The sequence below is a fragment of the Nostoc sp. genome, from assembly GCF_036917755.1.
GTDB lineage: Bacteria > Cyanobacteriota > Cyanobacteriia > Cyanobacteriales > Nostocaceae > Nostoc.
On record NZ_JBALFC010000071.1, the window covers coordinates 1 to 26,544 of the forward strand.

Here is a 26,544-nt window from a genome sequence, read left to right on the forward strand (position 1 = left end):
TTCCGCTTTCAGGAATCTTTTTACTGGCATGATGCACACACCCTTGGTTTATCTTGTTGCTATTTTATGCGACTTAAATGTGGAACAGCTTACAACAAAACCCATCTCGCATTGACTACTACACGCGCTATCAACAACTTATCCAAAACTATAACCGCGAAACCGACCGAGTAGCTATAGAGCAAACATTTGAGGAACTGCTGAAACTTGTCAAAGACTTATCTGAAGAAGACACCCGTGCTGTCCGCGAAGGTTTAAGCGAAGAACACCTTGCCGTTTTCGACTTGCTTTGCTCATCTAAAGATAATTTGGATACCAGAATTAGAAACCGCGTCAAACAAATTGCTCAATCGTTAATTGAAGCCGTGAAATCACAATTACAGCAACTAGAAAACTGGCGCGATAAGGAATCTACAAGAGCCACAATTAAAAGTTTTGTTTATGATTACTTGTACAGCGAAGACACAGGTTTACCTGTAGATGCCTACGATGATAGCGATGTAGACAACCTGAGTAATATAGTATTTATGCATATTTATCAGCAGTATAAAAGTGCTAATAAACATCCTTATGCAGCGTAATAGTACTTAATATTACTCGCTAAAGCGTTTGAGGTTTTGGTGTAAGACTTCGTGAATGCGTTGGCGTAGCCTGCCGCAGGTCTTACCCTGAGCCTGCGCCGTTCGCGGAGCGTCTCTAAGAGTTGGGCATCGCACCAAAAGGGAATTACAGTTTGCCCTTGACTTGGTTTCGACGACAGTTAATTAATTCCAACGACATTAATCTGTGAACAGCGACATTCAATTTGTGAATGTACAAAAATGGACGTAACTGGATTCGAACCAGTGACCTCTACGATGTCAACGTAGCGCTCTAACCAACTGAGCTATACGTCCTTAACCACACGATTTAAAATCATAGCATAGATTTTCCTGATAAACCAACATAGAGGGCGGAAATTAGGCAAACTCTATTTCCTAGATGACCCTAGTAGTCTGTCAAGAACTAATTGACGAATAAATTTTCTGTAGAGACGGCGATTTATCGCGTCTCTCTAACCGTCAAAATGAATTTGACAGACCACTAGTGTATGATCGATAAGGTTATTCGGTTCTGCTGGGAGTCAGCTACCAGAGTTGACTCTTAAAGTTCGGTGCAAATCCGGCGCTTGGGAGCAAATGTCAACCAATTTGAGAGTAATCTAAAATCCAAATTTGAGTAAGTCAGGATGCCCGCCGACATAGATTTATCAGTTCCACATATCTGCGAGGTACAGATGACTACTACTGTAAATATTTCCCCAGCTAGTCCCTTGAGCGTTGCTGACCATACTTTATTTGTTTGCAAAACTTGCGCTAGCGTTTGGCAAGATGGAAAACGCTTAGGTGAAAGTGGTGGTCAAAAACTTCTACACCAACTTCAGCAGCTTGCAGAAGATTGGGACTTACGAGATGAATTCCCAATTCAGGAAGTTGAATGCATGAGTGCTTGTAATCGTTCCTGTGTAGTGGCATTTGCTGCCAAAGGCAAATTAACATATTTATTTGGTGATTTAGCCGTTGATGGTAGTGCATCTGCGGTACTAGAATGTGCTAGTCAATACTATGTCAAAGCAGATGGTTTACTGCCTTGGTCGGAGCGTCCAGAAGCTCTGAAAAAGGGCATTTTGGCAAAGATTCCACCTTTATCTTAATGATGCGCGTTTTGATTCTGGGTGGGACGGGAGATGCCGCAGAACTAGCTGCGAGAGTGGCGAATATCCAAGGGTTAGAAGCAATCACCTCTCTAGCTGGTCGCACCCGTAAACCATCAGTTCCGTTGGGCGATTTACGGGTTGGAGGCTTCGGTGGTGTGGCTGGATTGGCTAGCTATCTGCGAGGGGAGGAAATCGACTTATTAATTGATGCAACCCATCCTTTTGCTACTCAGATTTCCTTCAATGCGGCAGATGCTGCAACCGAAGTTGGAGTAGCCCGTCTGATGTTAATTCGTCCGCCTTGGGAAAAACTAAGTAGCGATCGCTGGATTGAAGTTGACAGCGTTGAAGCCGCAGCAGCATCTGTAGCAAACCAGGCACATCGGGTATTTTTGACAGTTGGGAGGCAAGAACTCGCCGCCTTTGCTCACTTAGAGAAAATTTGGTTTCTGATGCGGATGATTGACCCTCCTAGCGATGATGCTTTAGTACCACCGGGAATGATCTTGTGCGATCGCGGGCCTTTTACCCTCAATAATGAGAGACAAATCCTAATTGATCACAACATCGATACCATCGTCAGTAAAAATAGCGGTGGCGATGCCACAAAGCCCAAGATTATTGCCGCGCGAGAACTGGACGTGAAGGTTGTGATGGTAAATCGTCCAGCCATACCGCCAGGGGAACAAGTTACTGATGTTGATGGTGCTTTGGCATGGCTATTTGACAAGTTGCATAACTATTGCTAATCAGACAAGGAAAAAACCAACTGGCGCATTACGGCAGAAATGATTTATTTGGATCACATCTGTCGTCGGGCATAGAAAAAGCTCATGCGTGTCAACTTCAGCTAAAACTCCTTTAAAACCTCGTTTCCAGCCAGAGGCTATCCTTGCCCAAATAATACTACCTTTCCCAATTCCATATAAAATCATGGGAACCCTCTACAAGATCCGCGATAGCGAAGCGCCGTAGGCGTAGCCCGTCGTAGACATCGCACTCACAACCTCAATGAAAAATCTAGCTCTACTATCTGCCATAGTCCTCGCCACCACATTTGGATTAGTTTTCGGGACAATGCCAGCCGCCTCTGCTTTAAGTTGGAACTGGAATTATTCTGGTATTGGCATCGCGGCGAACGGTACTTTCACTACTAATGATACCCCTAACGATTTGGGTTTTTACCTGATTTCTGGAATTACTGGTACACGAAATGGTGAAACAATTACAGGTCTGCAAGCCGCCGGAACTCCAATACCGGGAAACGAACCTTTTGATGTTGAAAATTTAATTAGTATTAATACTCAGCAATTAACGAGTCATGGTTTTGGGTATTCCACTTCGGAAGGAAATTATTCTAGCCCATATTTCGCTAGTTTTTTGCCGACACCAGGTTATTTAGAGGTTTTTTCTGCGCCGCCAATCACACCAGGTTTTAAAAATTTGGGATTGGAAGATAGTGAATTACCCATTAGTTTTTCTGCAACCATAATCACACGTCCCTGAATCAACCTCTATCCTTAGCTGACTCGTCCCCGGCACTCTCGGCGCACCTTCAGTACTCAAACGTCACAAGCTATCCAAATTCACTCACAATCAGCTCGAAATTCGGATGACTTTGAATACAGACGTGCTATGATCAAAGAGAATAAGGGCGCGTAGCTCAGTGGATAGAGCAACAGATTCCGGTTCTGTGGGTCGGGGGTTCAAATCCCTCCGCGCTCGTTACCTGTACATTAACTAATTATTTGTCACTGTTAACAGATTAATGTCATAGGTATTGTGAGAAAGAGCTAATTAAAGAACAAGCGATGCCTAACGGCAAGCAGCTCAAACTCCAAAAACAAGGACTGATGCAAGACTTATTAACTGGCAAAGTGCGCGTGAAAAATCTCTAGATAGCGCCGTGTGCGACTTTCTTTCAAACCTAACCCCCAGCCCCTTCCCTGCAAGGGAAGGGGAGCAAGAATCAAAGCCTCTCTCCGTTTCGGGGAGAGGTTTGGAGAGGGGTTCCAAGAATAAATCGCGTTAGACATCAACTTTTATTAGTAACCTCATAACTAGCAATTACCTTCCGTTGAGGTTCTAAACTTTTATCTCGATTTTGAAACTCATCTAATAACCGATAGAAACTATTTAAACCCTCTTGTTCACTCCCACAGTGGAGCATAATAATCTTTGCCCAAGAGTTAGAAGTTGAGACATGATATTTTTTCTGCACCCAAGGCTGAAAATTTTCATGGAAATCATCTTCCCATGCTGTAGGTTCAATATCTAACTCTCCTCTAGCAAATTCATATCCAACAAGAAAATGAAATAAATCACTCACTGAAGCCTTACCAATATACATCCCCGGCTTCGTTTTAATTTTTTGTAAAACTTCATACAGTCCGCCCATATCAAACCCCCATTTCAACCTATAAAACTATTTTATAACTGCGGCAATTCTTGAATGATAAATTGTTCGCTTGGACAGCTAAAATCATAAATCCAATCTTCTCTCGTCAATCCATCTGTTGAGAGATTATCAAATACTCGCCCGCGAACTTCTACACCGTAGTGTTTACCATTAAGTGTAATTGACTCATTTATCCCGCGACGTTCCAAGCGCTTACTCAAAATATAATACTCCTTACGCTTTGTTGTCCTAATAAAAATAATTTTTCCTTCAAGACCATTTTCTTGTAACCATTGCATCACAGCAGTAGCACATTCGTCACATTTATACAGGTTAAATTTTGCGACTATCTTACCGACTTCCTGATAAATCTCCTCATCAGATAACTGACTCACCCACTCACCCCGACATCAAATAAATATATTCATTGAAGAAGGCAGAAGGCAGAGGGCAGAGGGCAGAAGGATCAAGTCAGGAGGGGATTCAAACCCCTCCTGACTTGGAGCCACTGAACTCTTGTTCAGTGGGGGTCTTAAACCCTTGTTCCCTTCGGTCACTGCCAGAGGACAGGAAGCAGCATTCCCTTCTGCCTTCTGCCTTCTGCCTCCTGCCCTCTGCCTTTCCCGATAATAGTATTATTAACGCCATGTGCGACTTTCTCTCAGACCTAACCCCCAACCCCTTCCCTACTAGCGTTGGGGAGCAAGAATCAAAGCCTCTCGACCTTTCGGGGAGAGGAATGGAAGCGGGGTTTCAAGAATAAGTCGCACATCGCGTTATTATTAGCTACGAGCTACCCTCAGCAACACTATTACCACTCAATGTTAAATAAAAGGGTGAGTTAAGTTTTACAGACCGATGCAATGGCATAACACGCCGATGCAATAACATAACTAGCCGATGCAATGGCATAACTAGCCGATGCAATGGCATCACACGCCGATGCAATAACATAACTAGCCGATGCAATGGCATAACTAGCCGATGCAATAGCATAACAAGTCGATGCAATGACATAACAAGCCGATGCGTTAACAATAGAACTGATTTACTAGGCAAAAGTAAGTTTTATTACAGCGATCGCCTCAAATTTATAATTGTGCGGTTACTCTTGATTTGGATATATCGCCCTCTATTGCTGTAATTTACCCCAAATACTGCCTCTATGCCGCAACCAACACCTGAGTATATTCATGTAGAACTGCCCATCATTCAACAACTCACAAGTATGGGATGGCAATATATACAAGGCAGTTGGGACAATCCCGCAATTACGGAACGGGAAAACTTCAAGCAAGTTTTACTGACTGAACGCCTCAAAGCCGCCATCAAACGCATTAACTTAGAGGACAACGGTAATCCCTGGCTTGATGATCTTCAAGTGCAAGCCGCAGTAAGTCAGTTAGAACGCTTGGGCGCAAATAGATTAATGGAGGCTAACCAAGCCGCCACAGAATTGCTACTCAAAGGAACTACTGTTTTAGGACAAGACGGCAAACAGCACACTGTTCATTTTATTGAATTTAATCCTGAACATCTTCACCGCAACAATTTTATCGCCATCAATCAATACCGAGTAAACCCGCCTTGGGCAACAGGTAATCGGGGGTTTATCGTCCCAGACATGGTACTACTTGTTAACGGCATTCCTCTAGTAGTGATTGAATGTAAAAGTCCCAATTTAGATAACCCGATAACTGAAGCAATTCAAGACTTATTGAAATATTCCAACCAACGGGGTAGCAGTCAACCAGAAGGTGCAGAAAAATTATTCCACTACAATCTGCTGATGATAGCAGCCTCTAGAGGACGAGCAACAGCCGGAACCATCGGCGCAAATTATGAACATTATGTTGATTGGAAAACTGACCTAACCCCCCTAACCCCCCTTCCCTACAAGGGAATGGGGGAAAATGACTCCCCTACCCTCGCGGGGGAGGAGTTGGGGGAGAGGTCAAATTCTCGCCAAACCCTGATCGCCGGGATGTTGAAACCAGCTAATCTGATCGACATCCTGCATAATTTCACTCTATTTAAAACCAGTGGCGATCGCACTATCAAAATTGTCCCCCGTTACCAGCAATATCGGGCAGTTTATAAAGCACTGCACCGACTTCAACACAATCAAACCCGCGCCGAACATGGCACAGATGACCAACGCGGTGGCATTATCTGGCATACCCAAGGTTCAGGTAAAAGCCTGACAATGGTGTACCTAATTCGGAAAATTCGCACTATCCCAGAATTACGCCGCTTTAAAATTGTGGTTGTCACTGACCGCCGCGACTTAGAAAAACAACTTGCAGATACCGCCGTTCTCACCGGGGAACCGTTACAAAAAGCTAAAAACGTCAAAAAGCTAGAACAATACTTGCAACAACCAGGCGCTGGCTTAGTCTTCGGAATGATTCAGAAATTTAAAGGTGGCGAAGATTCTGATGAAGAAGCAGAAATAGAACCAATTGCGAAAAACCTCAATCCTTCGGAAAACATCTTAGTGCTAATTGACGAAGCACACCGTTCTCACGCCAAAACCCTCCACACCAATTTATTAGAAGCCTTACCTAACTGTGTCCGTATCGGCTTTACTGGTACACCCATTGTCAAAGCTGCAAAAAAAACCACCCTGCAAATTTTTGGTTCATTTATCGACGAATACAATATCCGCCAATCCCAAGAAGATAAAGTCACTTTGCCCATTGTCTACGAAGGGTTAGAAGCTAGAGGTACTGTAACTCAAGGTGATGACCTCGACCAACTTTTTGAAATTATCTTTGCTGATAAAACCCCAGAAGAACGGGCGCAAATTAAAGCTAAATACGCAACTAAAACCCAAGTTGGCGAAGCACGGGAATTAATTAAAGCCAAAGCTAAAAGTATGCTGCGTCATTATCTTGAGCACATTTTAGCAGGAGGCTTTAAGGCGCAAGTAGTCGCCTCTACCCGTCTGGCCGCCGTCCGTTACCAAGAGGCATTTGTGGAAGCGCAACGGGAAATAGTACAGCAGCTAGAACACCGCGCACCCCTTCTGCAAAGTCTCAATACGGAGACTTTAGAATCGCTTGATGCCGAAACTCGTTTTTTTGCTCAAGCACTCCCACATCTTGAAACCATACGTAAGCTAGAATTTGCTAGTATCATCTCTGGTGATAAAGGAGATGATAGTAGTTGGAAAAAGTGGACAGATAAAAGTCAACAAGAAATTAATATTGAGAAATTTAAAAAATCTTTAGACCAAGATAGTTTAGCGATTTTAATTGTAAAAAATATGCTGCTAACAGGTTTTGATGCACCGTTAGAACAAGTTTTATATTTAGACAGGTCGCTAAAAGAATACGAATTGCTGCAAGCGATCGCTCGGGTTAACCGAGTGTATGATGATAAAAAAACAGAAGGTTTAGTGGTCGATTATTACGGTGTTGATATCGCTGCTGCCCTCTCGGTTTATGAGAATCTTGATACAGAATCTGCCTGGTTTGATATTCGTGCAGAATTGCCAAGGTTGCGCGACAGACACCAGCGAGTTATTGCTCTATTCACTCAAAACAACTGCATAATTGATGATGTAGATGCTTGTGTAGACTTGCTCAGAGATGAACGCCTCAGAGTTGAATTTAACGACTGTTTCAAAGACTTTCTCAACACTCTCGATACAATACTGCCGCGTTCAGAAGCACGTCAGCCCTATAATTTTGTTCGAGATGCCAAAAAACTAGGCTTTATTAAAAAAGCTGTTGCTGACCTCTACAGAGATGAAAAACTTAATATAGTTAGCGCCAAAGAAAAAGTTAGAGCATTAATAGACCAATATATTGAATCGCAAGGTATTGACCCAAAAGTGCCACCGATTGATATAATGTCACTAGATTTTAAAACCCATGTCCAGCGCCATCGCTCGATTAAAGCACAAGCCGCAGAAATGGAATTTGCTGCCCGTCACCATATCAGCGTAAATTATGAAGAAGACCCAGTTTACTATAAAAATTTAAGTGAAAAACTAACAGAAATTCTGGAATCTTTAGCTGATAACTGGGAAGCAAAACTTGAGGCATTGCAGAAGTATATAGAACAAATCCAAACTGGTCGTACTACAGATGAGACTGGATTAGATCCCAAAACTCAAATGCCATTTTTCAACATTTTAGGTGAATATTCCCAAAAACAACTCCCCGAACTTGCTCAAGCAACTGTGGAAATTGTCGAACATATCCGCCAAGAAGTACGACGGGTAAATTGGGGTAGCCAAATAGTCCAAGAAGATTTAAGAAAGTGGATAGCCGGCTACTTGGATGATCATGATTTAGTGAGTTACAACCAACTCGAAGAAGTTGCAGATAAATTAGTCCAAGTAGCTAAGAGAAATCGTGATAGTTTAATGGCATGAGAAGCATCACCTTTGGCGACCTGAGTTTTGAAATTCGCCACAGTCCCAAACGCCGCACCGTAGGTATTACCGTCGAACGTGACGGTAAATTAGTCTTAGCTTCTCCCCCAGAAGTACCAATAGAAACATTAGAAAGGATTGTCAGCGAGAAACGTTACTGGATTTACAGTAAACTTTTAAAAAAAGAGTCATTAAATCCACCAGCTAGTGTTAAAGAATACGTATCAGGTGAAAGTTTTTATTATCTAGGACGTAGCTATCGCCTCAAAGTAGTAGAGCAAGTTCAACAACAGCCATCTCTCAGACTCTATCAAAGCCGCTTTGAGTTACAGCGCCCAGCCCAAGTTCAAGGTCGAGAATACTTTATTCAGTGGTATCGGGAACACCTTCAGCCAATTGTAGAACAACAAATTGCCACACTGATTAAACGAGTTACTACTTCGCCTCGTTCAGTACAAGTACGTGAGTTAGGGAATCGTTGGGGTTCTTGCGGACAGAAAGGGGATTTATATTTTCACTGGCGAGTGGCAATGCTACCACGAACGATGATTGAGTATTTGGCAGTTCATGAATTAGTGCATCTAATTGAACCGGATCACAGCACTGCATTTTGGCATAGGGTAGAGCGTATTGTGCCAGATTATCTTGAGCGCAAACAGTGGTTAGCTGAGAATGGGGCAATTTATAACCTTTAGAAATATGTGAAATGATCAGAGCGATCGCATTTAGACAAAGTTGAAAGAATGTGTCAAACTTCTACAAATTTTTGGTAATTTTCCATCTCTGTAAATCTCATAAAACACCTCTGGCAATGTCCATCTATCCACAACGCTGGAATTTTAAACCTTGCACCGCAGTTAGGACATTCCGAAAGTAAATGTAATTTATGGCGATATCTGCGACGCGACTCAGTATAACAAGCTGCACATAACCTTATTGGCTCAAGCTTCATCCCGACTTCAGCAGGAGGCAACATCTGCGTTAATCTAAGCGTTCGTCTCAAAGCCAGCTATAAAGCCTGTTTTCTATCATGTCCGGGTAATTAGTTACGATATAAAATTTCCAGAGTCGTTATATTTCAACATCTCAGCGTTATTTTTATCGTAAGTGTTCAGGCGGACATGATATTACTTCTGAATTCTGACGCCTCGGCAAAGCAATCCCAAGCTTTGCTCCTTAATTCTGAATTCTGCTGTATCACTTGCGATTTTCGCGCCGCCACTTACCCCTTACTAAACGAATTTCATCAAAACTGTAGCTTTCACCTAGCTGTTCTTTGATAGGAGTGAGGGAAATGTCACCGAGTACTTCTAAAACTTGCCAAATTTTTTGTTGATGTTCTAGAGGTACTAATTGATTTAAATCAACTGGCTGATTTTTCTCAATTAGTTTTTCTAGATGATTGCTAACTGTTGCCGGACTAAGGTTACGTTTTTGGGCAATTTGAGCAATATTTAAACCTTGTTGATGTAATTGTAATGTCTGTAATTCGGTGTAAGAAGATGAGTTGGGAGAGGATACGGAAGTAACAGATTTATTTTGTAAACCTTTTTCTTGGCGGTAGGCGCGAATTTCTGTAATAAACTTTTCGCCATATTGAGCGAGTTTGTGACTACCTACACCAGAAAGTTTGGCAAATTCAACTAAGGTTTGGGGTTGTACCTGTACCATCAATTTTAAAGTGGAATCGTGGAAGATGACGTAAGGTGGTACAGATTGCTCATCAGCTAATTGTTTACGTAGCGATCGCAACTTCTGTAATAATATTTCTGCAACTTCGGCTTTTTCACTCCCCTGTTCCCAGGTAATCTTTTGGACTGTGGTTACAGCTAGGGAAACTGGGCGTTGTTTTCGCATTACTTGCCAACTTAAGGCATTTAGTTTTAAAACTGAGTAACCATCGCTAGTTTGTTCTATTAATCCTTGATGTAAAAGCGATCGCCCCAACATTCGCCATTCATCTAGAGTTCTATCTTTGCCAATACCATAAGTAGAAAGTTTATCGTGTTCGTACTGGATAATTTTGTCTTTTTTTGCCCCTCGCAACACATCAATTATGTGTAACATCCCAAACCTTTCTTTGCAACGCGCCACACAAGATAAAAACTTCATGGCTTCAATTGTCCAATCTTGCATGGGTTTGGGATGACGACAATTGTCACAGTTACCGCAATTCCCAGGAAACCTTTCGCCAAAATAACCCAGTTGAATCGTTCGCCGACAATCAGTGCCTTCAGCGTAATCGATCATCTGCCGCAGTTGTTGTTTCGCAATCAACTGTTCTTGAGGGTCAGTTTTTTGATCAATACTCCATTCAATTGTTTTAACATCACCAAAGCTGAAAAATATTGTACATCGAGATAGTTCTCCGTCTCTACCTGCCCGACCCGATTCTTGATAATAACTTTCTATATTTCTGGGCATATCAAAGTGAACTACCAACCGCACATCGGGTTTATTAATTCCCATCCCAAAGGCGACTGTTGCCACCATAACCCGGACATCATCTCGAATAAATCGCGTTTGATTACTACTACGTTCCTCATCAGTTAATCCGGCGTGATAAGGCAGAACAACAACTTTATCGTTTTGCAGTTTAAAAGTGAGTTCATCAACTTTTTTCCGAGTTAAACAATAAATAATTGTCGAACCTTCAGTTTCTCGAACTAGTTCTAACAATTGGGCGTAAGCAGATTTAGTTTTAGGACGAACTTCGTAATAAAGATTTTCACGGTTAAAACTGGCAAGATGGATGCTAGGTTGCTTTAGTCCTAGTTGTTGAATAATATCACTACGGACGCGATCGGTTGCTGTGGCGGTGAGGGCGACGGTAGGAACATCAGGATAGCGTTTTCTTAGAGATTTTAACTGGCGATATTCTGGACGAAAATCGTGTCCCCACTCCGAAACGCAGTGCGCTTCATCAATAGCAAAGCTAGAAATACCGATTTTTTCTTTAACTAAATCGAGAAACGGGAGAAACCTTTCACTCAGCAAACGTTCAGGGGCAACGTATAGTAATTTTACTTTACCGGCGAGGATGGCTTCTTCCCGCGATCGCACCTGGTAAGCATTCAAACTGCTATTCAGAAATGTCGCATTAATATTATTATTTCGCAGTGCTTCTACTTGGTCTTGCATCAAAGCAATTAATGGCGATACCACCACCGTTAATCCACTTTTTAACAACGCTGGTAGCTGAAAACACAGAGATTTCCCCCCACCAGTCGGCATCACAACCATTAAATCTCGATTTTGCAGCGCATCTTCGATAATTTGCCGTTGTCCGGGGCGGAATTGGTCGTAACCGAAGTGATATTTTAGCGCTTGTTCGAGATGGGGATACTGAAGCATAGCGATACCTACGGTGGGCTTTGCCAACGCTTTTTTGGGGGCGTTCTGCGTGAGTAGTTATTGAAGATATCAGTATTTTAACTCACATCTTCGGCCAGGCTTGCATTTCTGTTGGCATCGCACGCTGATCAATCATCATACATGAGCGATGTCTACGACGGGCTATTCGGCGTCGCTTGACTTTAATTGGCGATCGCTCCATTACCCTGGCGTGACTCTCAATCAATGCTATGATTAGCAGAAATTTCTCACTTTCGGGATCCACGTAATCAGCAAAGTGAAATTGCGGGAATTCTGGGTTGAACACGCTGATTCTGAAGATGCTCTCAATGACTGGTACAAGGAGAGCATCTATTGCGAACTGGTCTAATAAGCTAAAAGCCTTTATTATAAAATCAGTCTAACTTAAAAGTAGGTAAATCACAAACAAGTTGAAAAAATATGGACAACAACAATAAACAAATTTACAATTACACAGTTATTCTGGAAAAAGAATCAGATGGAGGTTATCACGCTTTTTGTCCTATTCTAAAAGGTTGTCATTCTCAAGGAGATTCTTTTGAAGAAGCCATCGAGAATATTACAGAAGCTATTGAATTATATCTTGAAAGTTTAAGGGCTGATAATCAATCAATTCCTAGAGAAAATTTAATTGTTAAGTCATTAAGTATCTTGGCATGAGTAATTTTCCCTGTGTCAAAGCTAAAGAATTTATCAAAGTCATCGAAAATTTAGGTTTTTATCTTGACCGTCAAAAAGGGAGTCATGCTATTTACAAAAATAGTCATGGACAAAGGGTTGTTGTTCCTATTCATCCGGGAAAAGACCTAAAGCAAGGGACTCTAATGGGCATGATTCAGGATATTGGTATTGATAAGGAAACTTTCTTTGAGTTATTGGGAAAATAAATTAGGTGTAATTTTATTGTTTGGTGTTGATACTCAACCCAACTGAGATTTGAGTTGGTTCAAGAGTCTGGAATTGTGGTCGCCGTAATCATTAATTCAGTTAGCATCCACCTAACCGAGAATTTGTAGTTATTACTTTGCCCTGATGCCCTATCTGGGTACATTTTAGCTGTGATTCTAAAGCATCAATCTTTCGTAAAAGCGACACACCCCACACGATAGAAATCACTAACTTAATTGTCATCCCCACGAGCAAAAGTGTCACTATTGTGGCAGCTTTCTTTTGTTGAGCCAGCCTTTTTTGTTCTTCTGCAAGTCGTGCTTCGACTTCTTTAGTACGTTCAGCCTCTAATGCCTGCTGCACTTCTCGCCGATCTAATTCTTCACTAGCAGCTAAAAATCGATAATCTAAGTTGCTCAAGCTTTTACCATTTGCCCAAACTTGGGCATCAATCAAGGCTTGTCCACGTAATAAACGAGAGTGATCCTTTTCTTCTGAGGCTACCCAGGCATTGAAAGTTTCGTAGTAGGGGCGCAAGTAAGCTAATTTTTTTCCAACCCATTCTAAATTGAAAACTTCTTGATAAATTCGGTTTTTGATTTGGAGAAAACCTTGCTTTTTGATTGCCAAACCAGACAACAACAGTTCTACCTGTTCTCGACTATCGTCGGCTGGTACTTTCACTCCTTGCAGGATTTGCTGATAAATTCCCAGCAATCTAGCGGCAATTTGTTCGTTTCTGAGGATGCGATCGCTAATTGTCCGCAAATGCTCCGGTTCATCTTGTGATTCCCATTTTTCGATTATGTGCGATCGCACTACATTTTCTATCCAAAATTCTTCTGTGCCAGGGGGAATTTTTAGTTTTCTACCCAGATCATCTTGAGATAAACTGACAAGTAGCCGACACAGCTTTTGAGTCAGAAATGGTTGCCCTTCTGTCCAAGCTAATACTTCTTTCAAAACTTTCTGGGGATGATTGTCTTTAATATTCAGTCCCAAAGATAGTGGTTGAGCTTCTTCAAAGTTGAAACCATTTACTTGGATAGCTTTACCAATATTAAATGGGGTAGTATTATTTCGATATATAGTTAAGTCTGAAGGTGTTGCCACACCAAAAATTGCAAATGTAATCCGATGATACTCTGGATCAATTGCTCGTTGGTTATAACAGAACCGAATCAAGCTAAAAAAGTCATCAACAGAGAAATTTAGGTTGAGAATACTATCAATTTCATCAATAAAAATAAATAGTTTTTCGTTAGGAAACTGAGCTAACAGAATTTCCGAAATAAACCGACTCAGTTTCTGAACCAAAGAAACATCATCTTGTTCTTGCCACCAGGTTTTTAAATTGACTTTTCCTAATAGTTTAAAACTTAACCATAAGTCGCCGACAACTCCTTTATACCACTGTTCTGGGGTTATATTTTCACAACCAATATTAGTCATATCAACGGTGGCACATCTAAATCCCTCTTGTTGCAAGCGGTGTTTTGTTTTTACCATAAGTGAGGATTTGCCCATTTGCCTACAGCTTAGGATGTAGCAAAATTCACCCTGTTTCAAGGCTTTGTAAAGTTCCATATCCGCTCTGCGTTTAACATAGCTAGGAGCGTCACTGGTAAGCGTACCACCAACTTGGTATCGATAATTGTTCATTTAATTGATTTGAAATTTTAAATTGAAGAAGAATACAGAATTAAATTCTGAATTCTGGCAACTGGTGTCTTTATTCTGTTTTGTTAAATTCGTTCTATATCTAAATCAACAAATTTGGAGCGAGACATTCCCAGCTGTTGGCTAAAATAAAGACGATATAATTCACACATAGCTTGAGCTTGATTGCCGTTTAGTTGAACCAAACCCATACTTTCTAGTTTGTAAGCAGCGATCGCGTCTAGCTCAACTTTTTCATTTGTTGCAATTACCTGTTGCATAGCTGACATTAATTCTGGTTCTTTTTGCAGTAAGGTCAACAGTTCTCGTAAATACTGACCATAAATTCCCATTGGTGTAGATGCTGTTTCTAATAATACCTCCAGCGTCATTGTCTTCTGACATAGATGATAAAGCGCAAGGCTGACTAAATAGGGATGTCCTCCTACCATTGCTTGTAGAGGTGCAAGGCGTTTTGCCCCTTCGGAGTCTGCTGCACAATGTAGTCCGTAACGTAATGCTAAATTCTGTACCTGCTTGAGGGTAAATGGTGGCAACGTAATTGTGATCCCGACATTGAAAGGCGATTGATTGAGGTTGAGCGGAATATAAATTTCTGTTGTATGAACTACCACCATCCGCAGTTTTTGCCAGATTTGATCCTGCTTTGCTTGTTCATGCCAAAATCGCAGCATTGGCAGAAAGTCTTGGGCAATATTCGGATGTTCAAAAACTCGATGGACTTCATTTAAAGCCAAAATTACAGGACTATGATCAATGTATTGCAGCAGATATGCTTCAAAATAGATTTTGCAGCTTACCTTGCTGCCCATTTCCGTATCCCAAAAATCATCTAGACAGGGAAAGAGATTTAACTGTCTGCTGACATTCACACAAAACCAACGCAAAAATTTATCAAGGGAAGCAAAAACGTCTTGGTCAGCTTCTTGAAAGTCCAAATAGACAATTTGATAACTTTGCTCTCTAGCATAAGCAATCATCCGGTTGAGCAATGAACTTTTTCCCATCTTTCTAGGTGCTTTGATTCGGATTAAGCAACCAGGGTGCAAAATCTCGCTACAAACAAGTTCTTCCAGGGGAGGACGATTGATGTAAATAGGAGAACTCAGTGGTACAGGTCCGCTAGGAAATTCTATTTTGCTTGCTAAAAAAAAGTCTGGAGAAAGCATTTTTAAACTAGATTCTTCGCCGGACTTTTGTGGGATCTGATTCTCCCGATCGCCTATATTGTCTTGCAGGTATTTGTTCAAGGCTAAATGCAGATTTTTTTTTGTTACTCTTTCTCCAAGTGCAACGGAAAGGTCTTGCCACAACTCAGAGCCAACTTCTTTTATATAATTGTTGCCGTAGCCTGATGCCTCTGCCATTTCACCGTAAGTTTTGCCCAACCACGATTGATAGAGTACAAACCACTGAATGGAAGTAAGAGGCTTGTCTTGCAGAATTTTTTCTACTGCTTGCAGAATATCTTCCACGAATATTAAAGGTTAAATAGTTATCTAGATGCATTTATCCACTTTCGCCTAGTAATAATATACAACCGAATAAATACTTAAAAAATAAAAATTAAAATTGTCCGGGTAAAATTTTTACACATAAATAATCTTCAAATAAAGAAAATTCTGAGTGTGAGACTTCTGAGTAGCAAAAGTGGATTTTAGTGGGAAAAGTCAGCCGCTACAAATGGTCTTCTTCCCAAGGATTACAGTTAAAGACTTACTTCTTCAGTGCCAGAGTCAAGCCATCTGCGATCGCAATTAAACTCAGACTAACTCGCTGGTCTTGATGCAGCTTCTGATTAAAGGCACGAATCCTTTTAGTTCGATTATCTTGCACTTGGGGGTCGGCAACCTTCCCTGACCAGAGGACATTATCGATCGCAATCAGTCCCCGCGATCGCACTAATTGCAGCGATCGCTCATAATAAGCATCATAGTTGCTCTTATCTGCATCGATGAAGGCAAAATCAAAAGTTTCCGCCTCTCCGGTTGCCAGTAGCCGATCCAAAGTCTCCAAAGCTGGGGCAATGTGCAGTTGAATTTTATCCGCCACTCCTGCTTGCTGCCAATAACGCCGAGCGATCGTGGTAAATTCCTCACTAATATCACAGGCTACCACCTGACCATCCCTCGGTAACGCCAATGCCACCACCAGGGAACTATAACCTGTAAATACCCCAATTTCCAAAGTTTTCTTAGCTCCCAACAATTGCACCAGTAACGCCAAAAATTGCCCCTGTTCGGGAGCAATCTGCATCCTCCCGATTGGATACTGGGCTGTTTCCTGTCTCAGTTGGGTCAAAATTTCCGGTTCTCGGAGAGAGATTGACAGTAAATAGTCATAGAGCTTTTGTTCGAGTCCTAGTGTTTGAGTTGTCATAACGTGCGTTTTTCTTTAATCCACGAAAATTCCGGCTTAACATGATTCTTAAAAAACTTTTTTAATAATTTATTAAATACTTACTAAATTTACCAGCAAAATACTCAATCCCCTGCCTAATATTGACCGTTAAAGAAATTCAACCTATCGTCTGAAATAACACTTGGCTTTTGTGTAAGAACTTGATAACTGAACTTTGATAGAGGTTTTTGTAATGCCTATCGATCTATTGAGCCGCAAAAAAACTCATTTTGTCTTGTGGCGTCCCAGTGCTTCAGAACTAGCTCCCACTCTCTATATTGGCAATACTGCTCCCGAAAGCCCAGACAGATTAGCTCAATTTAAAGAAATTCCGCTTCGTCAATCAACAGAATTTCCCGAATTGTGGGAAGTTTCGGCTCAAGAATCTGGTCTGACTGAAGGACAGGTCTACTTTTACTGGTTTAAAGTCCGCAACTCAGACCCCTACGACTCTGCGAATGCTAACCAAATTCTCTACTGCACAGATCCAACAGCAACGACTGTGGATCGACGCTTACTTGCACCAACGCCGTCAGAATCGGGAGGCGTTACTAGCTTCGATCCGGCAAGCGTCGTGCTTTATCAAAATAAGACGCTGATTCCCTGTGATCCTCAAGGGCAAACTGTAAATTGGGAAGACGATGCTCCTTTAGAGACCAGGGCAACCAATAATCAACTGGTGATTTACGAATTACCAACCCGTTGGACAAAGATTAACTCAAATGGATTGATTGAAGAAGGAACCGGCACATTTCGTGACGTGCTAGCACTGTTGATCCCAGAAGCGATCGCTCCGACTTTTGCCATACTGGGCGCCTTGAATGACCGCGCTCATCTTGTAGAACTGGGAATCAACGCCCTCGAACTTCTGCCACCAGAAGACAGTGATGATAATCTCAATTGGGGCTATGGTACAGCAAATTATTTTGCAGCAGATTTTGACTTAGGACGCCCAGATAGCCAGTCAGCACCGACTGCTTCGACTGATTTAGCGAATCTGATCAAAGTTTGCCATCAGCAAGGGTTGCGCTTTTTTGTGGATCTAGTGATGGCATTCTCGCGGAATAATCCTTACCATAACGTTAATTTTTTGGAATTTTACATCAAATGGGCTAGTGGTGATCCAGAACAAGGGTCAAGAGATGGCTTTGGTGGGGATTTATTTAAGTACAACTATTGGGTGGAGGGCTACAATCCGATTACTGGGCAAAAGTCATGGCTTGTCCCAGCTCGTGAATACTTAAAAGCCCATATTGCTCACTGGTTGGAATATTATCGAGTTGATGGTCTGCGGTTGGATAGCGTCAACAATATTGCCAACTATGACTTTTTGCAGGAATTCAAGGATTTTGCCCGCAGCCTTTGGGACAAAAGAGGCGGAACTGGCGATCGCTTCCTCGTAGTTGGCGAGGAGTTGAGTGTACCCCTATCTCTCATCCAACAAAATCGTCTGGATGGACTTTGGAATGAAAAGTTCAAGCAAATCATCCGACAGGTGATTTTAGGTAAGAATGCCTGGGATGAACCCAGCTTTGAGTGGAGTATCCGCAAACTAATTGATTGCCGAAACTTAGGGTTTACAGATGGTTCTCAGGCGGTAAACTATATAACTTCCCATGATGTTGGCGGTTATGGTAACGAGCGTTTCTTCACCTACCTTGCTAGTAATGGAATTGATCATACTGAACCGCGCATTAAGTTGGCATTTGTCTGCCTGCTTACCTCTGTAGGAATTCCCATGATCCTTGCTGGAGACGAATTTGCCGACCAGCAGGATTTGCCTCCAACGGATGAGCATAAGCAGATTGACCCAGTTAACTATAGCCGTGTAAATGATGATTGGCGGCAACGCATTTTCCAATACGTTGCAAGATTGGTTCGCTTGCGTAAGACTTCCGATGCTTTAGCTGTAAATGATACTCAATTTATTCATGTTGACTTTAATGATGGTAAACGAGTTCTAGTCTGGCAGCGTGGTAATAAAGCCAATCAATTAGTAGTTGTAGTGGCGAATTTTTCTGACTACGGCACTCCTGTTGGTTCTGAATACAGAGTCCCGAATTGGCCTGCAACCCCAGTTGGCAAGCAGTGGAAGGAAATTACTCAAGAGCGGATAGTTCCATCTGAATGGGTAGGTAGAGAAGGTATCTTCCCCTGGGAAGCTAAAGTGTACGCTCTAGTTTAATCTCAATGCCGCTCAGTCAAAGATAATCTTAGGTCAGGTTTGGTACTTCAACCTGACCTATTTATATCGCCGGAGTGAAATACCACAAAATTCGGATGCTTATTCTGAAACTCAGCGACTACATCCATCATTATCTGTACAAATTACTCTGAAAGTAATGTAGTTTGTAATTATTGTGCCAAAAGCGATGCCTTCTCTACGAGACGCTTCGCGAACGGCAAGCCGCTTTGCGTCTACGCCCAAACATTGTATGTGTGTAGAGATATTGCATACCAAGTCTTTGTTTGAGTTACTCGCCTAAACCCTTCTAGAATTAAAACTATCGTGGGGAATTTTATTAATAAACTTGTTTTTATTCTGGGAGGTATGATGAGCCGTCCAATAATTCTTGGTATTGTAGGCGACAGCGCTGCTGGGAAAACAACACTAACGCGAGGAATCGCTCAGGTACTCGGCCCAGAAAATGTCACGCTGATATGTACAGATGATTATCACCGTTACGATCGCCAAGAACGTGCAGATATTGGCATCACCGCTCTCCACCCGGACTGCAACCACCTAGATATTATGCAGCAACACCTATCGCTGCTACGCACAGGACAGCCAATTCTCAAACCAGTTTACAGCCATAAAACCGGCAGATTCGAGGCACCGAACTATATCAAGCCGAATAAATTCGTGATTATTGAGGGATTACTCGGTTATTCTACCCGTGCTGCGCGCGACTCCTACGACGTTAAAGTTTACCTTGCACCGCCTGAAGAACTACGCGCTAAGTGGAAAGTTAAGCGGGATACCCAAAAACGGGGCTACACTGCTGAACAAGTATTAGCAGAATTAGAAAAGCGTGAACCAGACTCAGCACAATTTATTCGTCCGCAACGGCAATGGTCTGATATAGTCATTAGTTTCTATCCCCCCACCGGAGAAGATGATGAAACCAATGGACATTTAAATGTGCGTTTGGTATTACGTCCGACAATTCCCCACCCAGATTTTACCCAGATTATCAACTCTGGCTATGGTAATTCTGATTCAGCGATCCGCTTGGGGCTAGATAGGGATATGAGTAAGCCCGTAGATGTTTTAGAAGTTGATGGTCATGCGACCTTAGAACAAGTGAATCAGCTAGAGCATATTATTTGTTCCGATATGCCTCATTTACGAAATATTTGCGATCGCGAAAGTAATCCAGAACTGGGTAAAATTGCTGGTACAACTGGGGAAACAATCCAAAGTTATCCCCTCGCTCTCACTCAGTTAATAATTACCTACCACATGCTCAAAGCAACGCAAATGTATCAGTAGACATCTGGTGAAATTAATTCTCTCGTTCCCAGACTCTGGCTGGGAACGCCTATTGTGAGGCTCCGCCTCCTGAATTTGCGGCAGAGTCGCTTTTAATTTTTTAAATGAGCAGGAGCAATATTATAGGACTAGCCCTTTCAAGGTGTGTTAATGTTCTGTGTTTTCTGGGCTAAAATCTTAGCAGTTGAGACATGGGGTAAGTTCAAGAGATAAGTTCGTTTTGGTTGAGCAATCTTTGGGCCTCTTGGGTGGCGGCGAAAAGCTCTCAGCTTGGCAAGACCTGCCTTCCGGTTTGAGAATTTGCGATAATTCCATGAAGGTTACGCTTACCCATTCAGCCGCGTATTACTCCTCAACAGGCTCAGAGCATTATTGTAGATATTTTGCAATATCTTGAGGGAATTCCACTACTCTCCAATGACTATCAGGCTGCGATATCTTCGATGGGCTACGCCTACGCAATTCTCTATGTCACGACTGCCGAAAGGGTTAAAGAGGTCTTTTCCCAAAAAGTAATATTTTGAGTCATAAAGGAGTTCAAGCATGACTTATTTTCATTACTTTTGATTAAGGCTTTTCTTGAATGAGTAAAACCATCATTGGAATTGGGATGTTTCTTGGCTCTACGATTGGCAGCTACATCCCTGCATTGTGGGGTGGAAGTTTGCTATCGTTCACCTCGATCCTCTTGGGCGTCATTGGTGGCCTTGTGGGGATTTGGCTTGGGTATCGCGTATCAAAATATCTAGGTTTTATCTGATTGGCGCTCTATGTCACTGTCACTGAAAGCCTTAAACGAGTCTTTTCCCAACAGGTAAAATTTTGAGTGTCTTCTATGCGATCGCACTTCTAAAATTGGAATGTGAAGCACCTTTGCATTTACTCCTATAAACTTTCTTCCTCAACTTCAACAGCAGATCGAAAAATGGGCAAGTAGTCAGGGAATCTCGACTGAGCAGTTTCTTTTACTTATTTTTTCTGTTACCCTCTAAAAACACTGCTGAAAAATAAACCCACCAGTCTTTTCCCAAAGAAAAGCCAATCCAACCAAAATATCAGATGAATAGCTACTATTACCCAAAATACAACTTGGTATGAAACCTTCCTATTTTTGTGACGTAATTTTCGTTGGGCGATGATTTGTTTGTTTGAGTGCAGTGATATGAAGAAAAACGTCTTGAGTGCCATCACTGGAGCGGATGAACCCAAAACCTTTGTCATCCTTCCATCTTGTTAATTTACCTTTACGCAAAACAGGTTTCATGAAAGACCTTGATATCAATACTTTATTTTTAAGGTTCCCATATCAAGACCAAATTATTCATATTAAAATTTAGCAACGCCAAAATCAGAGCTAATACTGAAACAATGGAAGTAATGCTAGAGTGAGATATAAACTATGAGTCAACTACCTAACAGTCTTGAAGATGCGATCGCCCAATCTCGTGTAGCCGTCCAAGCTGCCCTTGCAGATGGCTGTACTCGCCTACAAGTTGAGTTCCTGTTCCCAGAACTCAAGTATATGCCGGTGGCGGAACAATTTTTGCCCCTGTTTACAGAATATGATTCCCGTTTGAAGATTTTCTTTGCTGACGCTGGGGCTGCGGCCTTAGCCCGCCGCAATTGGTCAGATGCACCATTTCAAATTTTGGATATTGGTACGGGTAGGGCTGCTTCCTTGCAGACAAAAATTCAACCAGAGGATAAAATTTTCTTATTCATTGCCCCCACTTCCGTAGAAGTACCGCAAGTGGAAAAGCTGTGTGAAGAAATAGGCGATCGCCCTTTAGTCTTGTTAAATCCCCGTCTAGAAGATTCTGGAACTGTGGGCATTGGTTATACAGCTAGAAAAATCCGCGATCGTTTTATCAGTACGATTGAATCCGCCTATTACCTGCGCCCCATAGACGATCAAAGTGCCCTACGTCGCTGCTATCCAGGACAGTGGGAAGTTTGGCTGGAAACTAACGGCGAATATCAAAGAATTGCCGAATTACCCACAAAACCATCAGGTGATGAGTTGGATCTCATCCTTTTAAAAGGACAACCGCAAACAACAACAGATCCGACACCACAGAGAAAGCCCAGTGTATTTAAGAGTTTGCAACGGTTCTTAAAGGCGTTGAGTAGTTAGGAGAAAACTGCTGAATACAGGTATGAATCGTTGATGTAGAGACGTAAAATGGGGGGTTTAACAAGAGAGTGAATTGACCAACAGTCTCATCCCATTCTGTACCTCTACCGCGTGGTCTATATTAAGACGAAAATTGCTGTAAATTCTCACTTAGTGAAAAAAACTTGACAGCGAAGGGCTTTTATAGTATATTTGTACTATAAAAGCCCTTAAGTGTTGTATAAAACTTTAACACTCCCGACTACGCCAACAGGCACAAAATAAATGAAGCTATCTAAGGTAGACTTGAGCAGTTTAGTAGCGATCGCTCACTCTGACGGATATTTGCAGTTGTTGCTTGATCGAGGTGACGAACTGGAGTTTTTGGAAATTCCCGCGCCGATACAAGCTTATGAAGGATTGCAAGAACTTAACGAGGTTATCGCTGAAACGACTTTACTACCCTTTGAAGAAGAACCAATTGTCATGCTACCAGTTATTTCCTCAATGGCCATGGCTGTAGGCTACGATCGCAACGAACAGATTTTGCAAGTTGAGTTTCAAAGTGGAGCAGTTTATCAGTACTTAGGTGTAGACAAGGATACTTGGCAAGATTTCCATTCCTCTGATTCAATTGGCAGCTTCTTCAATCAAGAGATTAAAGGTAAATATGACTGCGATCGTCTAGATAATGCAAATTATACTATTGACTAATAACTGCATGTAGAGTTTTCAATAATTCTTGCGTTGTGTAAGGTTTGGGTAAAAAGGCTGTATGCTCATCTGTTTGATCGATTGGTATTTGTTCACTTGTTGCAAGTCCACTGACAACAACAATCGGCAATAACGGATTTAGATTTTGCAATGTGCGAATAGTAGTTGCTCCATCCATATTCGACATGATCATATCAATAATTGCGGCACTAATTTTATCTTTATGCTGGGCGTAAATTGCTAATGCTTCCATGCCATCACTAGCAGTAATTGCTGTGTAATTATAGTTTTCTAGGGATGTTTTAGTAATTTCTTGAATAGCAGCTTCATCATCTACAATCAAAATACATTCTCCAGAACCGGTTGGTATTTCTATATCTTCTAACAACGGGATTGGAACTTGATTAACTGCTGGCAAATACACCTTAAACTTTGTCCCCTTGCCTACACAACTTGACACAATGATAAAACCACCGTGTTCTTTAATAATTCCCATTACTGTTGATAGCCCAAGCCCTGTACCTTTACCCAACTCTTTTGTTGTAAAAAATGGTTCAAATATTCTATCTAATATTTCACTGTTGATTCCAAGCCCCGTATCAGCAACTGTCAGAACAATGTAAGCACCAACTGTAGCTTCTAGATGCATACTGGCATAAGTTTCATCAATCCAAATATTCTCGGCAGATATTGTTAAAGTTCCGCCTGTAGGCATGGCATCCCGCGCATTCAGAGACAAATTAATTAATACCTGATGCAGTTGGGTGCTATCGGCACAAATAGGTAATAATTCCTCCTGAATTTCTGTGTACAATGCGATTGATTTGGGAAATGTTTGTGAGATAATTTGGTGCATTTCTAAAATCAGGTGTTTGACTTGAAGCACGGTATGTTGACGTTTAGCAACTTGTCCTTGGATATCGCCTTCAATTCCCCTAGCAAATAACAGCACTTGCTTTACCAAATCAGCACCACGTTTGGCATTGCTTTCTATTATTGACAGCATCTGGTTAATCTGTTGGTCGTAGGTTTTAGCTTTGAGCAGATGCACTGACATCAAAATTGGTGATAACACATTATTTAAATCGTGAGCAATCCCACTAGCAAGAGTGCCTATACTTTCCAGGCGTTGAGCACGTAAAATTTTTTTTTCTATTTGTTTTTTCTGGGTAATATCAGTATCAACGATCAGGATTGATTTGGCTTGAGAATGTTGATTATTTATCAGCGTCCAGCGACTTTCAACGATGAGTTTTTTGCCAGATTTGCTGGTTTTCTGTAACTCACCTTGCCAACATCCATCCTTTAAGATAGTCTGATAAATTTCTAGATTTTGCGACAAAGGTTCAGTAGAAAAAAGTTCATCTGACTGCTTACCTATAGCTTCTTCTGACTTCCATCCGTAAACTTTCTCAGCATTTTTGTTCCATAATAAAATTTTGTTAGACAAATCTTGCACGACAATTGCATCACTGACAATATCCAGCAATGCCGCTTGTTCAAAGAAATTGTCCAAAATAGATTCGCTTTGCTGTAATACTTTTTGTGCCTCTTTATATTCCTGTTTGATACTTGCCAGTTCAACTAAGTTCCGCCGGAACTCTAGTTGTCTAACTACCACGCGGCTAAGATTTTGCAGTGCTTCTACCTGTTTGGAACTGATTTGGCGTGGTATGCGATCAACTATACACAGAGTCCCGATCGCTTTTCCTCCTGGTGCTAACAAAGGTACGCCTGCATAAAATCTCACAAAAACTTCAGCATAAGTGACTAGAGGTTTCGTAGCAAATCGTTCATCAGCTAAAGTGTCAGGAATAATCAAAACTTCGCCACTTTCCATACAAATCGAGCCGAACCCGGTATCTCGTGGCATTTCCTGTACATCTAACCCCACTTTGGCTTTAAACCACTGACGGTTAGCGTCAATTAGATTTATCAAAGCGATCGGTGTGTTACAAATCTGTGCGGCTAAGAACGCTAGATCGTCGAATGTTTCTTCTGGTGGAGTGTCGAGAATCTGGTACTGACGCAGAACCTCAAGCCTTGCTGCTTCATTATTACACACTAAAGATTTCATTAAATTGTTCCTAACTATTGCTGAATGACAACTTGCCCACCCGACGATTTGTGGTCTAATCATTTGCAAAGCGTTGTAATAACTTACAGCTTTTATTAAGATGCGTTACGCTATAGAACGTTGCACCTACTAAACAGAAGTTTTGTGAATCCACGCTTCTTAGGGTAGCGGCGCTAAAATACTACTTACTAAGAGACAGGGTTTAAGTCCTATAATATACATCTGCTAATTAGTAGCCCAAATCGGAAATTTGCTTCTTGATCAATTTAGCTCTGACTGCACTTAATAGCTTAATAAAGTCACGATCAGATTTAAATAACATAGCAAGCATATAGCTTGATGACTTTAATTATACTAATCTGCTTTCAGAAGGATGATCGATGAATTTTGGTTATTTTAACTAAATTTTTGAATATTTACACCCTAATAATTTTTTGTGGGGAGATAAAATTACTTAGACTAAGATAGCTAAGTAGTAATATAAATAACTATGTTAATTATACAGTAATTTACATAGATTAAATTTTTCTTGTTATTACAGCAGAAATCATGTATTTGAACCATATCTGTCGTAGGGGCACAGCATTGCTGTGCCCCTACCCGCGTGGTCTATTTACCTGAAAATAGTTGTAATCTCAAAAATTTTTGTTTTGCCCAAAAGCATTAGTAAGAGCAACTAAATATACACCAGAAGCGTTTTGTTCAGAGACAATAGAAAAAGCTCACATAATACCAACGCAGTTATGACTACTACACTTACCTCAGCTGTTAAACCAAGAGCCGAAGATAGTTTTGCCATTAGCTTTGCACCATTGTCTCTTGAAGAAATCTACGCCAAGTCTGACGATCCAGCCAACGGTGCTGTGGTTATAATGAGTGGCGTGGTTCGCAATCAAACTGATGGTAAATCTGTAATTGCTCTAGAGTATCAAGCTTACGAACCTATGGCATTGCGGATATTTTATCAAATTGCTGCTGATATTCGCTTATCTATATCTGATGTAAATCGGGTAGTGATTCATCATCGCACGGGACGTTTGCAAGTTGGAGAAATTAGCGTTTTAGTAGCAGTGGGTTGTCCTCATCGGAGTGAGGCGTTTGAAGCTTGTCAGTATGCTATTGATACCCTCAAACACAATGCCCCCATTTGGAAGAAAGAGCATTGGGAAGATGGTTCTAGCTGCTGGGTGAGTATCGGTGCTTGTGAAACATCAGGAGAAAATTGTTAAGATTTCTGAGCTATTGTCTTCAAACAAGTCCAATCTCTTGAACACGCAGCAATTCATCCAGCAATTAGCAAACTATGATCTGTGCTGCCCTAGTTGC

The 26,544-nt window shown here is 41.5% G+C and carries 23 protein-coding genes and 2 tRNA genes; 14 read left to right on the forward strand and 11 right to left on the reverse strand.

Going from position 1 to position 26,544, the window contains the following annotated elements; translation table 11 throughout:
- Positions 1–77: 77 nt before the first annotated feature.
- A complete protein-coding gene (locus V7L05_RS17015) occupies positions 78–581 on the forward strand; it encodes a type I restriction enzyme endonuclease domain-containing protein (protein ID WP_335165677.1) in 504 nt (167 codons plus the stop codon).
- A gap of 241 nt (positions 582–822) precedes the next feature.
- Here V7L05_RS17015 and V7L05_RS17020 read toward each other — a convergent pair.
- Positions 823–896, reverse strand: a tRNA-Val gene (locus tag V7L05_RS17020).
- 380 nt (positions 897–1,276) lie between these two features.
- Between V7L05_RS17020 and V7L05_RS17025 the strand changes: the two genes are divergently transcribed.
- The 4 genes from V7L05_RS17025 to V7L05_RS17040 all read left to right on the forward strand — a co-directional run bounded on the left by V7L05_RS17025 (position 1,277) and on the right by V7L05_RS17040 (position 3,421).
- On the forward strand, positions 1,277–1,693 hold the full coding sequence (locus V7L05_RS17025; protein WP_335165722.1) for a DUF1636 family protein: 417 nt from the start codon (positions 1,277–1,279) through the stop codon (positions 1,691–1,693).
- A gap of 2 nt (positions 1,694–1,695) precedes the next feature.
- Complete coding sequence (locus V7L05_RS17030) at positions 1,696–2,445, forward strand: cobalt-precorrin-6A reductase (protein WP_335165724.1); 750 nt, start codon at positions 1,696–1,698, stop codon at positions 2,443–2,445.
- A 262-nt stretch (positions 2,446–2,707) separates the two neighbouring features.
- On the forward strand, positions 2,708–3,202 hold the full coding sequence (locus V7L05_RS17035; RefSeq protein ID WP_335165679.1) for a PEP-CTERM sorting domain-containing protein: 495 nt from the start codon (positions 2,708–2,710) through the stop codon (positions 3,200–3,202).
- Between the two features lie 146 nt (positions 3,203–3,348).
- Positions 3,349–3,421: transfer RNA gene (locus V7L05_RS17040), tRNA-Arg, on the forward strand.
- A 310-nt stretch (positions 3,422–3,731) separates the two neighbouring features.
- On the opposite strand, the gene V7L05_RS17045 is transcribed toward V7L05_RS17040, so the two are convergent.
- From V7L05_RS17045 to V7L05_RS17055, 3 genes are all read right to left on the reverse strand, one after another.
- Complete coding sequence (locus V7L05_RS17045) at positions 3,732–4,094, reverse strand: hypothetical protein (protein ID WP_335165681.1); 363 nt, start codon at positions 4,092–4,094, stop codon at positions 3,732–3,734.
- Between the two features lie 32 nt (positions 4,095–4,126).
- Complete coding sequence (locus tag V7L05_RS17050) at positions 4,127–4,489, reverse strand: papain fold toxin domain-containing protein (protein ID WP_335165683.1); 363 nt, start codon at positions 4,487–4,489, stop codon at positions 4,127–4,129.
- 391 nt (positions 4,490–4,880) lie between these two features.
- Positions 4,881–5,111: a hypothetical protein gene (locus tag V7L05_RS17055; protein WP_335165685.1), complete on the reverse strand. Its 231-nt coding sequence runs from the start codon at positions 5,109–5,111 to the stop codon at positions 4,881–4,883.
- A gap of 148 nt (positions 5,112–5,259) precedes the next feature.
- On the opposite strand from V7L05_RS17055, the gene V7L05_RS17060 reads away from it, so the two are divergent.
- Both V7L05_RS17060 and V7L05_RS17065 read left to right on the forward strand, forming a co-directional pair.
- Entirely contained in the window at positions 5,260–8,478 is a 3,219-nt protein-coding gene (locus V7L05_RS17060; RefSeq protein ID WP_335165686.1) for a type I restriction endonuclease subunit R, read from the forward strand.
- Positions 8,475–9,173 (forward strand): M48 family metallopeptidase, encoded by a 699-nt coding sequence (locus V7L05_RS17065; RefSeq protein ID WP_335165688.1) that lies wholly within the window; start codon positions 8,475–8,477, stop codon positions 9,171–9,173. The genes V7L05_RS17060 and V7L05_RS17065 overlap by 4 nt, the downstream gene beginning before the upstream one ends.
- Before the next feature lie 502 nt (positions 9,174–9,675).
- Here the strand turns inward: V7L05_RS17065 and recQ are convergent.
- On the reverse strand, positions 9,676–11,832 hold the full coding sequence (gene recQ, locus V7L05_RS17070) for a DNA helicase RecQ (protein WP_335165726.1): 2,157 nt from the start codon (positions 11,830–11,832) through the stop codon (positions 9,676–9,678).
- Positions 11,833–11,914: 82 nt separating this feature from the next.
- Positions 11,915–12,139, reverse strand: coding sequence for a hypothetical protein (locus V7L05_RS17075; protein WP_335165689.1), 225 nt, complete (start codon positions 12,137–12,139; stop codon positions 11,915–11,917).
- 134 nt (positions 12,140–12,273) lie between these two features.
- Here V7L05_RS17075 and V7L05_RS17080 point away from each other — a divergent pair, with 134 nt between their 5' ends.
- Positions 12,274–12,513 (forward strand): type II toxin-antitoxin system HicB family antitoxin, encoded by a 240-nt coding sequence (locus tag V7L05_RS17080; protein ID WP_335165691.1) that lies wholly within the window; start codon positions 12,274–12,276, stop codon positions 12,511–12,513.
- Complete coding sequence (locus tag V7L05_RS17085; protein WP_335165693.1) at positions 12,510–12,740, forward strand: type II toxin-antitoxin system HicA family toxin; 231 nt, start codon at positions 12,510–12,512, stop codon at positions 12,738–12,740. Before V7L05_RS17080 ends, V7L05_RS17085 begins: the two co-directional genes overlap by 4 nt.
- A 100-nt stretch (positions 12,741–12,840) precedes the next feature.
- Here the strand turns inward: V7L05_RS17085 and V7L05_RS17090 are convergent, their stop codons facing one another.
- The 3 genes from V7L05_RS17090 to V7L05_RS17100 form a co-directional block, all read right to left on the reverse strand.
- Positions 12,841–14,403: an AAA-like domain-containing protein gene (locus V7L05_RS17090; protein WP_335165695.1), complete on the reverse strand. Its 1,563-nt coding sequence runs from the start codon at positions 14,401–14,403 to the stop codon at positions 12,841–12,843.
- Positions 14,404–14,486: 83 nt separating this feature from the next.
- Positions 14,487–15,902, reverse strand: a complete 1,416-nt coding sequence (locus V7L05_RS17095) for an AAA-like domain-containing protein (RefSeq protein WP_442937867.1) — start codon at positions 15,900–15,902, stop codon at positions 14,487–14,489.
- Between the two features lie 235 nt (positions 15,903–16,137).
- On the reverse strand, positions 16,138–16,800 hold the full coding sequence (locus V7L05_RS17100; protein ID WP_335165698.1) for a class I SAM-dependent methyltransferase: 663 nt from the start codon (positions 16,798–16,800) through the stop codon (positions 16,138–16,140).
- A gap of 214 nt (positions 16,801–17,014) precedes the next feature.
- On the opposite strand from V7L05_RS17100, the gene V7L05_RS17105 reads away from it, so the two are divergent.
- Positions 17,015–19,006, forward strand: coding sequence for an alpha-amylase family glycosyl hydrolase (locus V7L05_RS17105; protein ID WP_335165700.1), 1,992 nt, complete (start codon positions 17,015–17,017; stop codon positions 19,004–19,006).
- Positions 19,007–19,375: 369 nt separating this feature from the next.
- On the forward strand, positions 19,376–20,314 hold the full coding sequence (locus V7L05_RS17110; protein ID WP_335165728.1) for a phosphoribulokinase: 939 nt from the start codon (positions 19,376–19,378) through the stop codon (positions 20,312–20,314).
- A 1,105-nt stretch (positions 20,315–21,419) separates the two neighbouring features.
- Here the strand turns inward: V7L05_RS17110 and V7L05_RS34735 are convergent.
- Positions 21,420–21,578: a cold-shock protein gene (locus V7L05_RS34735; RefSeq protein WP_442937020.1), complete on the reverse strand. Its 159-nt coding sequence runs from the start codon at positions 21,576–21,578 to the stop codon at positions 21,420–21,422.
- Between the two features lie 135 nt (positions 21,579–21,713).
- Between V7L05_RS34735 and V7L05_RS17115 the strand changes: the two genes are divergently transcribed.
- Both V7L05_RS17115 and V7L05_RS17120 read left to right on the forward strand, forming a co-directional pair.
- Positions 21,714–22,448 carry a DUF1995 family protein gene (locus tag V7L05_RS17115; protein ID WP_335165702.1) on the forward strand — a complete coding sequence of 245 codons (735 nt, stop codon included), beginning with the start codon at positions 21,714–21,716 and terminating at the stop codon, positions 22,446–22,448.
- A gap of 264 nt (positions 22,449–22,712) precedes the next feature.
- Positions 22,713–23,141: a KTSC domain-containing protein gene (locus tag V7L05_RS17120; RefSeq protein ID WP_335165704.1), complete on the forward strand. Its 429-nt coding sequence runs from the start codon at positions 22,713–22,715 to the stop codon at positions 23,139–23,141.
- Here the strand turns inward: V7L05_RS17120 and V7L05_RS17125 are convergent.
- On the reverse strand, positions 23,131–25,218 hold the full coding sequence (locus V7L05_RS17125) for a hybrid sensor histidine kinase/response regulator (RefSeq protein ID WP_335165706.1): 2,088 nt from the start codon (positions 25,216–25,218) through the stop codon (positions 23,131–23,133). The genes V7L05_RS17120 and V7L05_RS17125 overlap by 11 nt on opposite strands.
- 743 nt (positions 25,219–25,961) lie before the next feature.
- Between V7L05_RS17125 and V7L05_RS17130 the strand changes: the two genes are divergently transcribed.
- A complete protein-coding gene (locus V7L05_RS17130; RefSeq protein WP_335165707.1) occupies positions 25,962–26,447 on the forward strand; it encodes a molybdenum cofactor biosynthesis protein MoaE in 486 nt (161 codons plus the stop codon).
- Positions 26,448–26,544: the final 97 nt, after the last annotated feature.

Coding starts and splice junctions, on each gene's coding strand:
- V7L05_RS17015 (WP_335165677.1), top strand. CDS start 78: ATGTGGAACAGCTTACAACAAAACCCATCTCGCATTGACTACTACACG.
- V7L05_RS17025 (WP_335165722.1), top strand. CDS start 1,277: ATGACTACTACTGTAAATATTTCCCCAGCTAGTCCCTTGAGCGTTGCT.
- V7L05_RS17030 (WP_335165724.1), top strand. CDS start 1,696: ATGCGCGTTTTGATTCTGGGTGGGACGGGAGATGCCGCAGAACTAGCT.
- V7L05_RS17035 (WP_335165679.1), top strand. CDS start 2,708: ATGAAAAATCTAGCTCTACTATCTGCCATAGTCCTCGCCACCACATTT.
- V7L05_RS17045 (WP_335165681.1), bottom strand. CDS start 4,094: ATGGGCGGACTGTATGAAGTTTTACAAAAAATTAAAACGAAGCCGGGG.
- V7L05_RS17055 (WP_335165685.1), bottom strand. CDS start 5,111: ATGTCATTGCATCGACTTGTTATGCTATTGCATCGGCTAGTTATGCCA.
- V7L05_RS17060 (WP_335165686.1), top strand. CDS start 5,260: ATGCCGCAACCAACACCTGAGTATATTCATGTAGAACTGCCCATCATT.
- V7L05_RS17065 (WP_335165688.1), top strand. CDS start 8,475: ATGAGAAGCATCACCTTTGGCGACCTGAGTTTTGAAATTCGCCACAGT.
- recQ (WP_335165726.1), bottom strand. CDS start 11,832: ATGCTTCAGTATCCCCATCTCGAACAAGCGCTAAAATATCACTTCGGT.
- V7L05_RS17080 (WP_335165691.1), top strand. CDS start 12,274: ATGGACAACAACAATAAACAAATTTACAATTACACAGTTATTCTGGAA.
- V7L05_RS17085 (WP_335165693.1), top strand. CDS start 12,510: ATGAGTAATTTTCCCTGTGTCAAAGCTAAAGAATTTATCAAAGTCATC.
- V7L05_RS17090 (WP_335165695.1), bottom strand. CDS start 14,403: ATGAACAATTATCGATACCAAGTTGGTGGTACGCTTACCAGTGACGCT.
- V7L05_RS17100 (WP_335165698.1), bottom strand. CDS start 16,800: ATGACAACTCAAACACTAGGACTCGAACAAAAGCTCTATGACTATTTA.
- V7L05_RS17105 (WP_335165700.1), top strand. CDS start 17,015: ATGCCTATCGATCTATTGAGCCGCAAAAAAACTCATTTTGTCTTGTGG.
- V7L05_RS17110 (WP_335165728.1), top strand. CDS start 19,376: ATGAGCCGTCCAATAATTCTTGGTATTGTAGGCGACAGCGCTGCTGGG.
- V7L05_RS34735 (WP_442937020.1), bottom strand. CDS start 21,578: ATGAAACCTGTTTTGCGTAAAGGTAAATTAACAAGATGGAAGGATGAC.
- V7L05_RS17115 (WP_335165702.1), top strand. CDS start 21,714: ATGAGTCAACTACCTAACAGTCTTGAAGATGCGATCGCCCAATCTCGT.
- V7L05_RS17120 (WP_335165704.1), top strand. CDS start 22,713: ATGAAGCTATCTAAGGTAGACTTGAGCAGTTTAGTAGCGATCGCTCAC.
- V7L05_RS17125 (WP_335165706.1), bottom strand. CDS start 25,218: ATGAAATCTTTAGTGTGTAATAATGAAGCAGCAAGGCTTGAGGTTCTG.
- V7L05_RS17130 (WP_335165707.1), top strand. CDS start 25,962: ATGACTACTACACTTACCTCAGCTGTTAAACCAAGAGCCGAAGATAGT.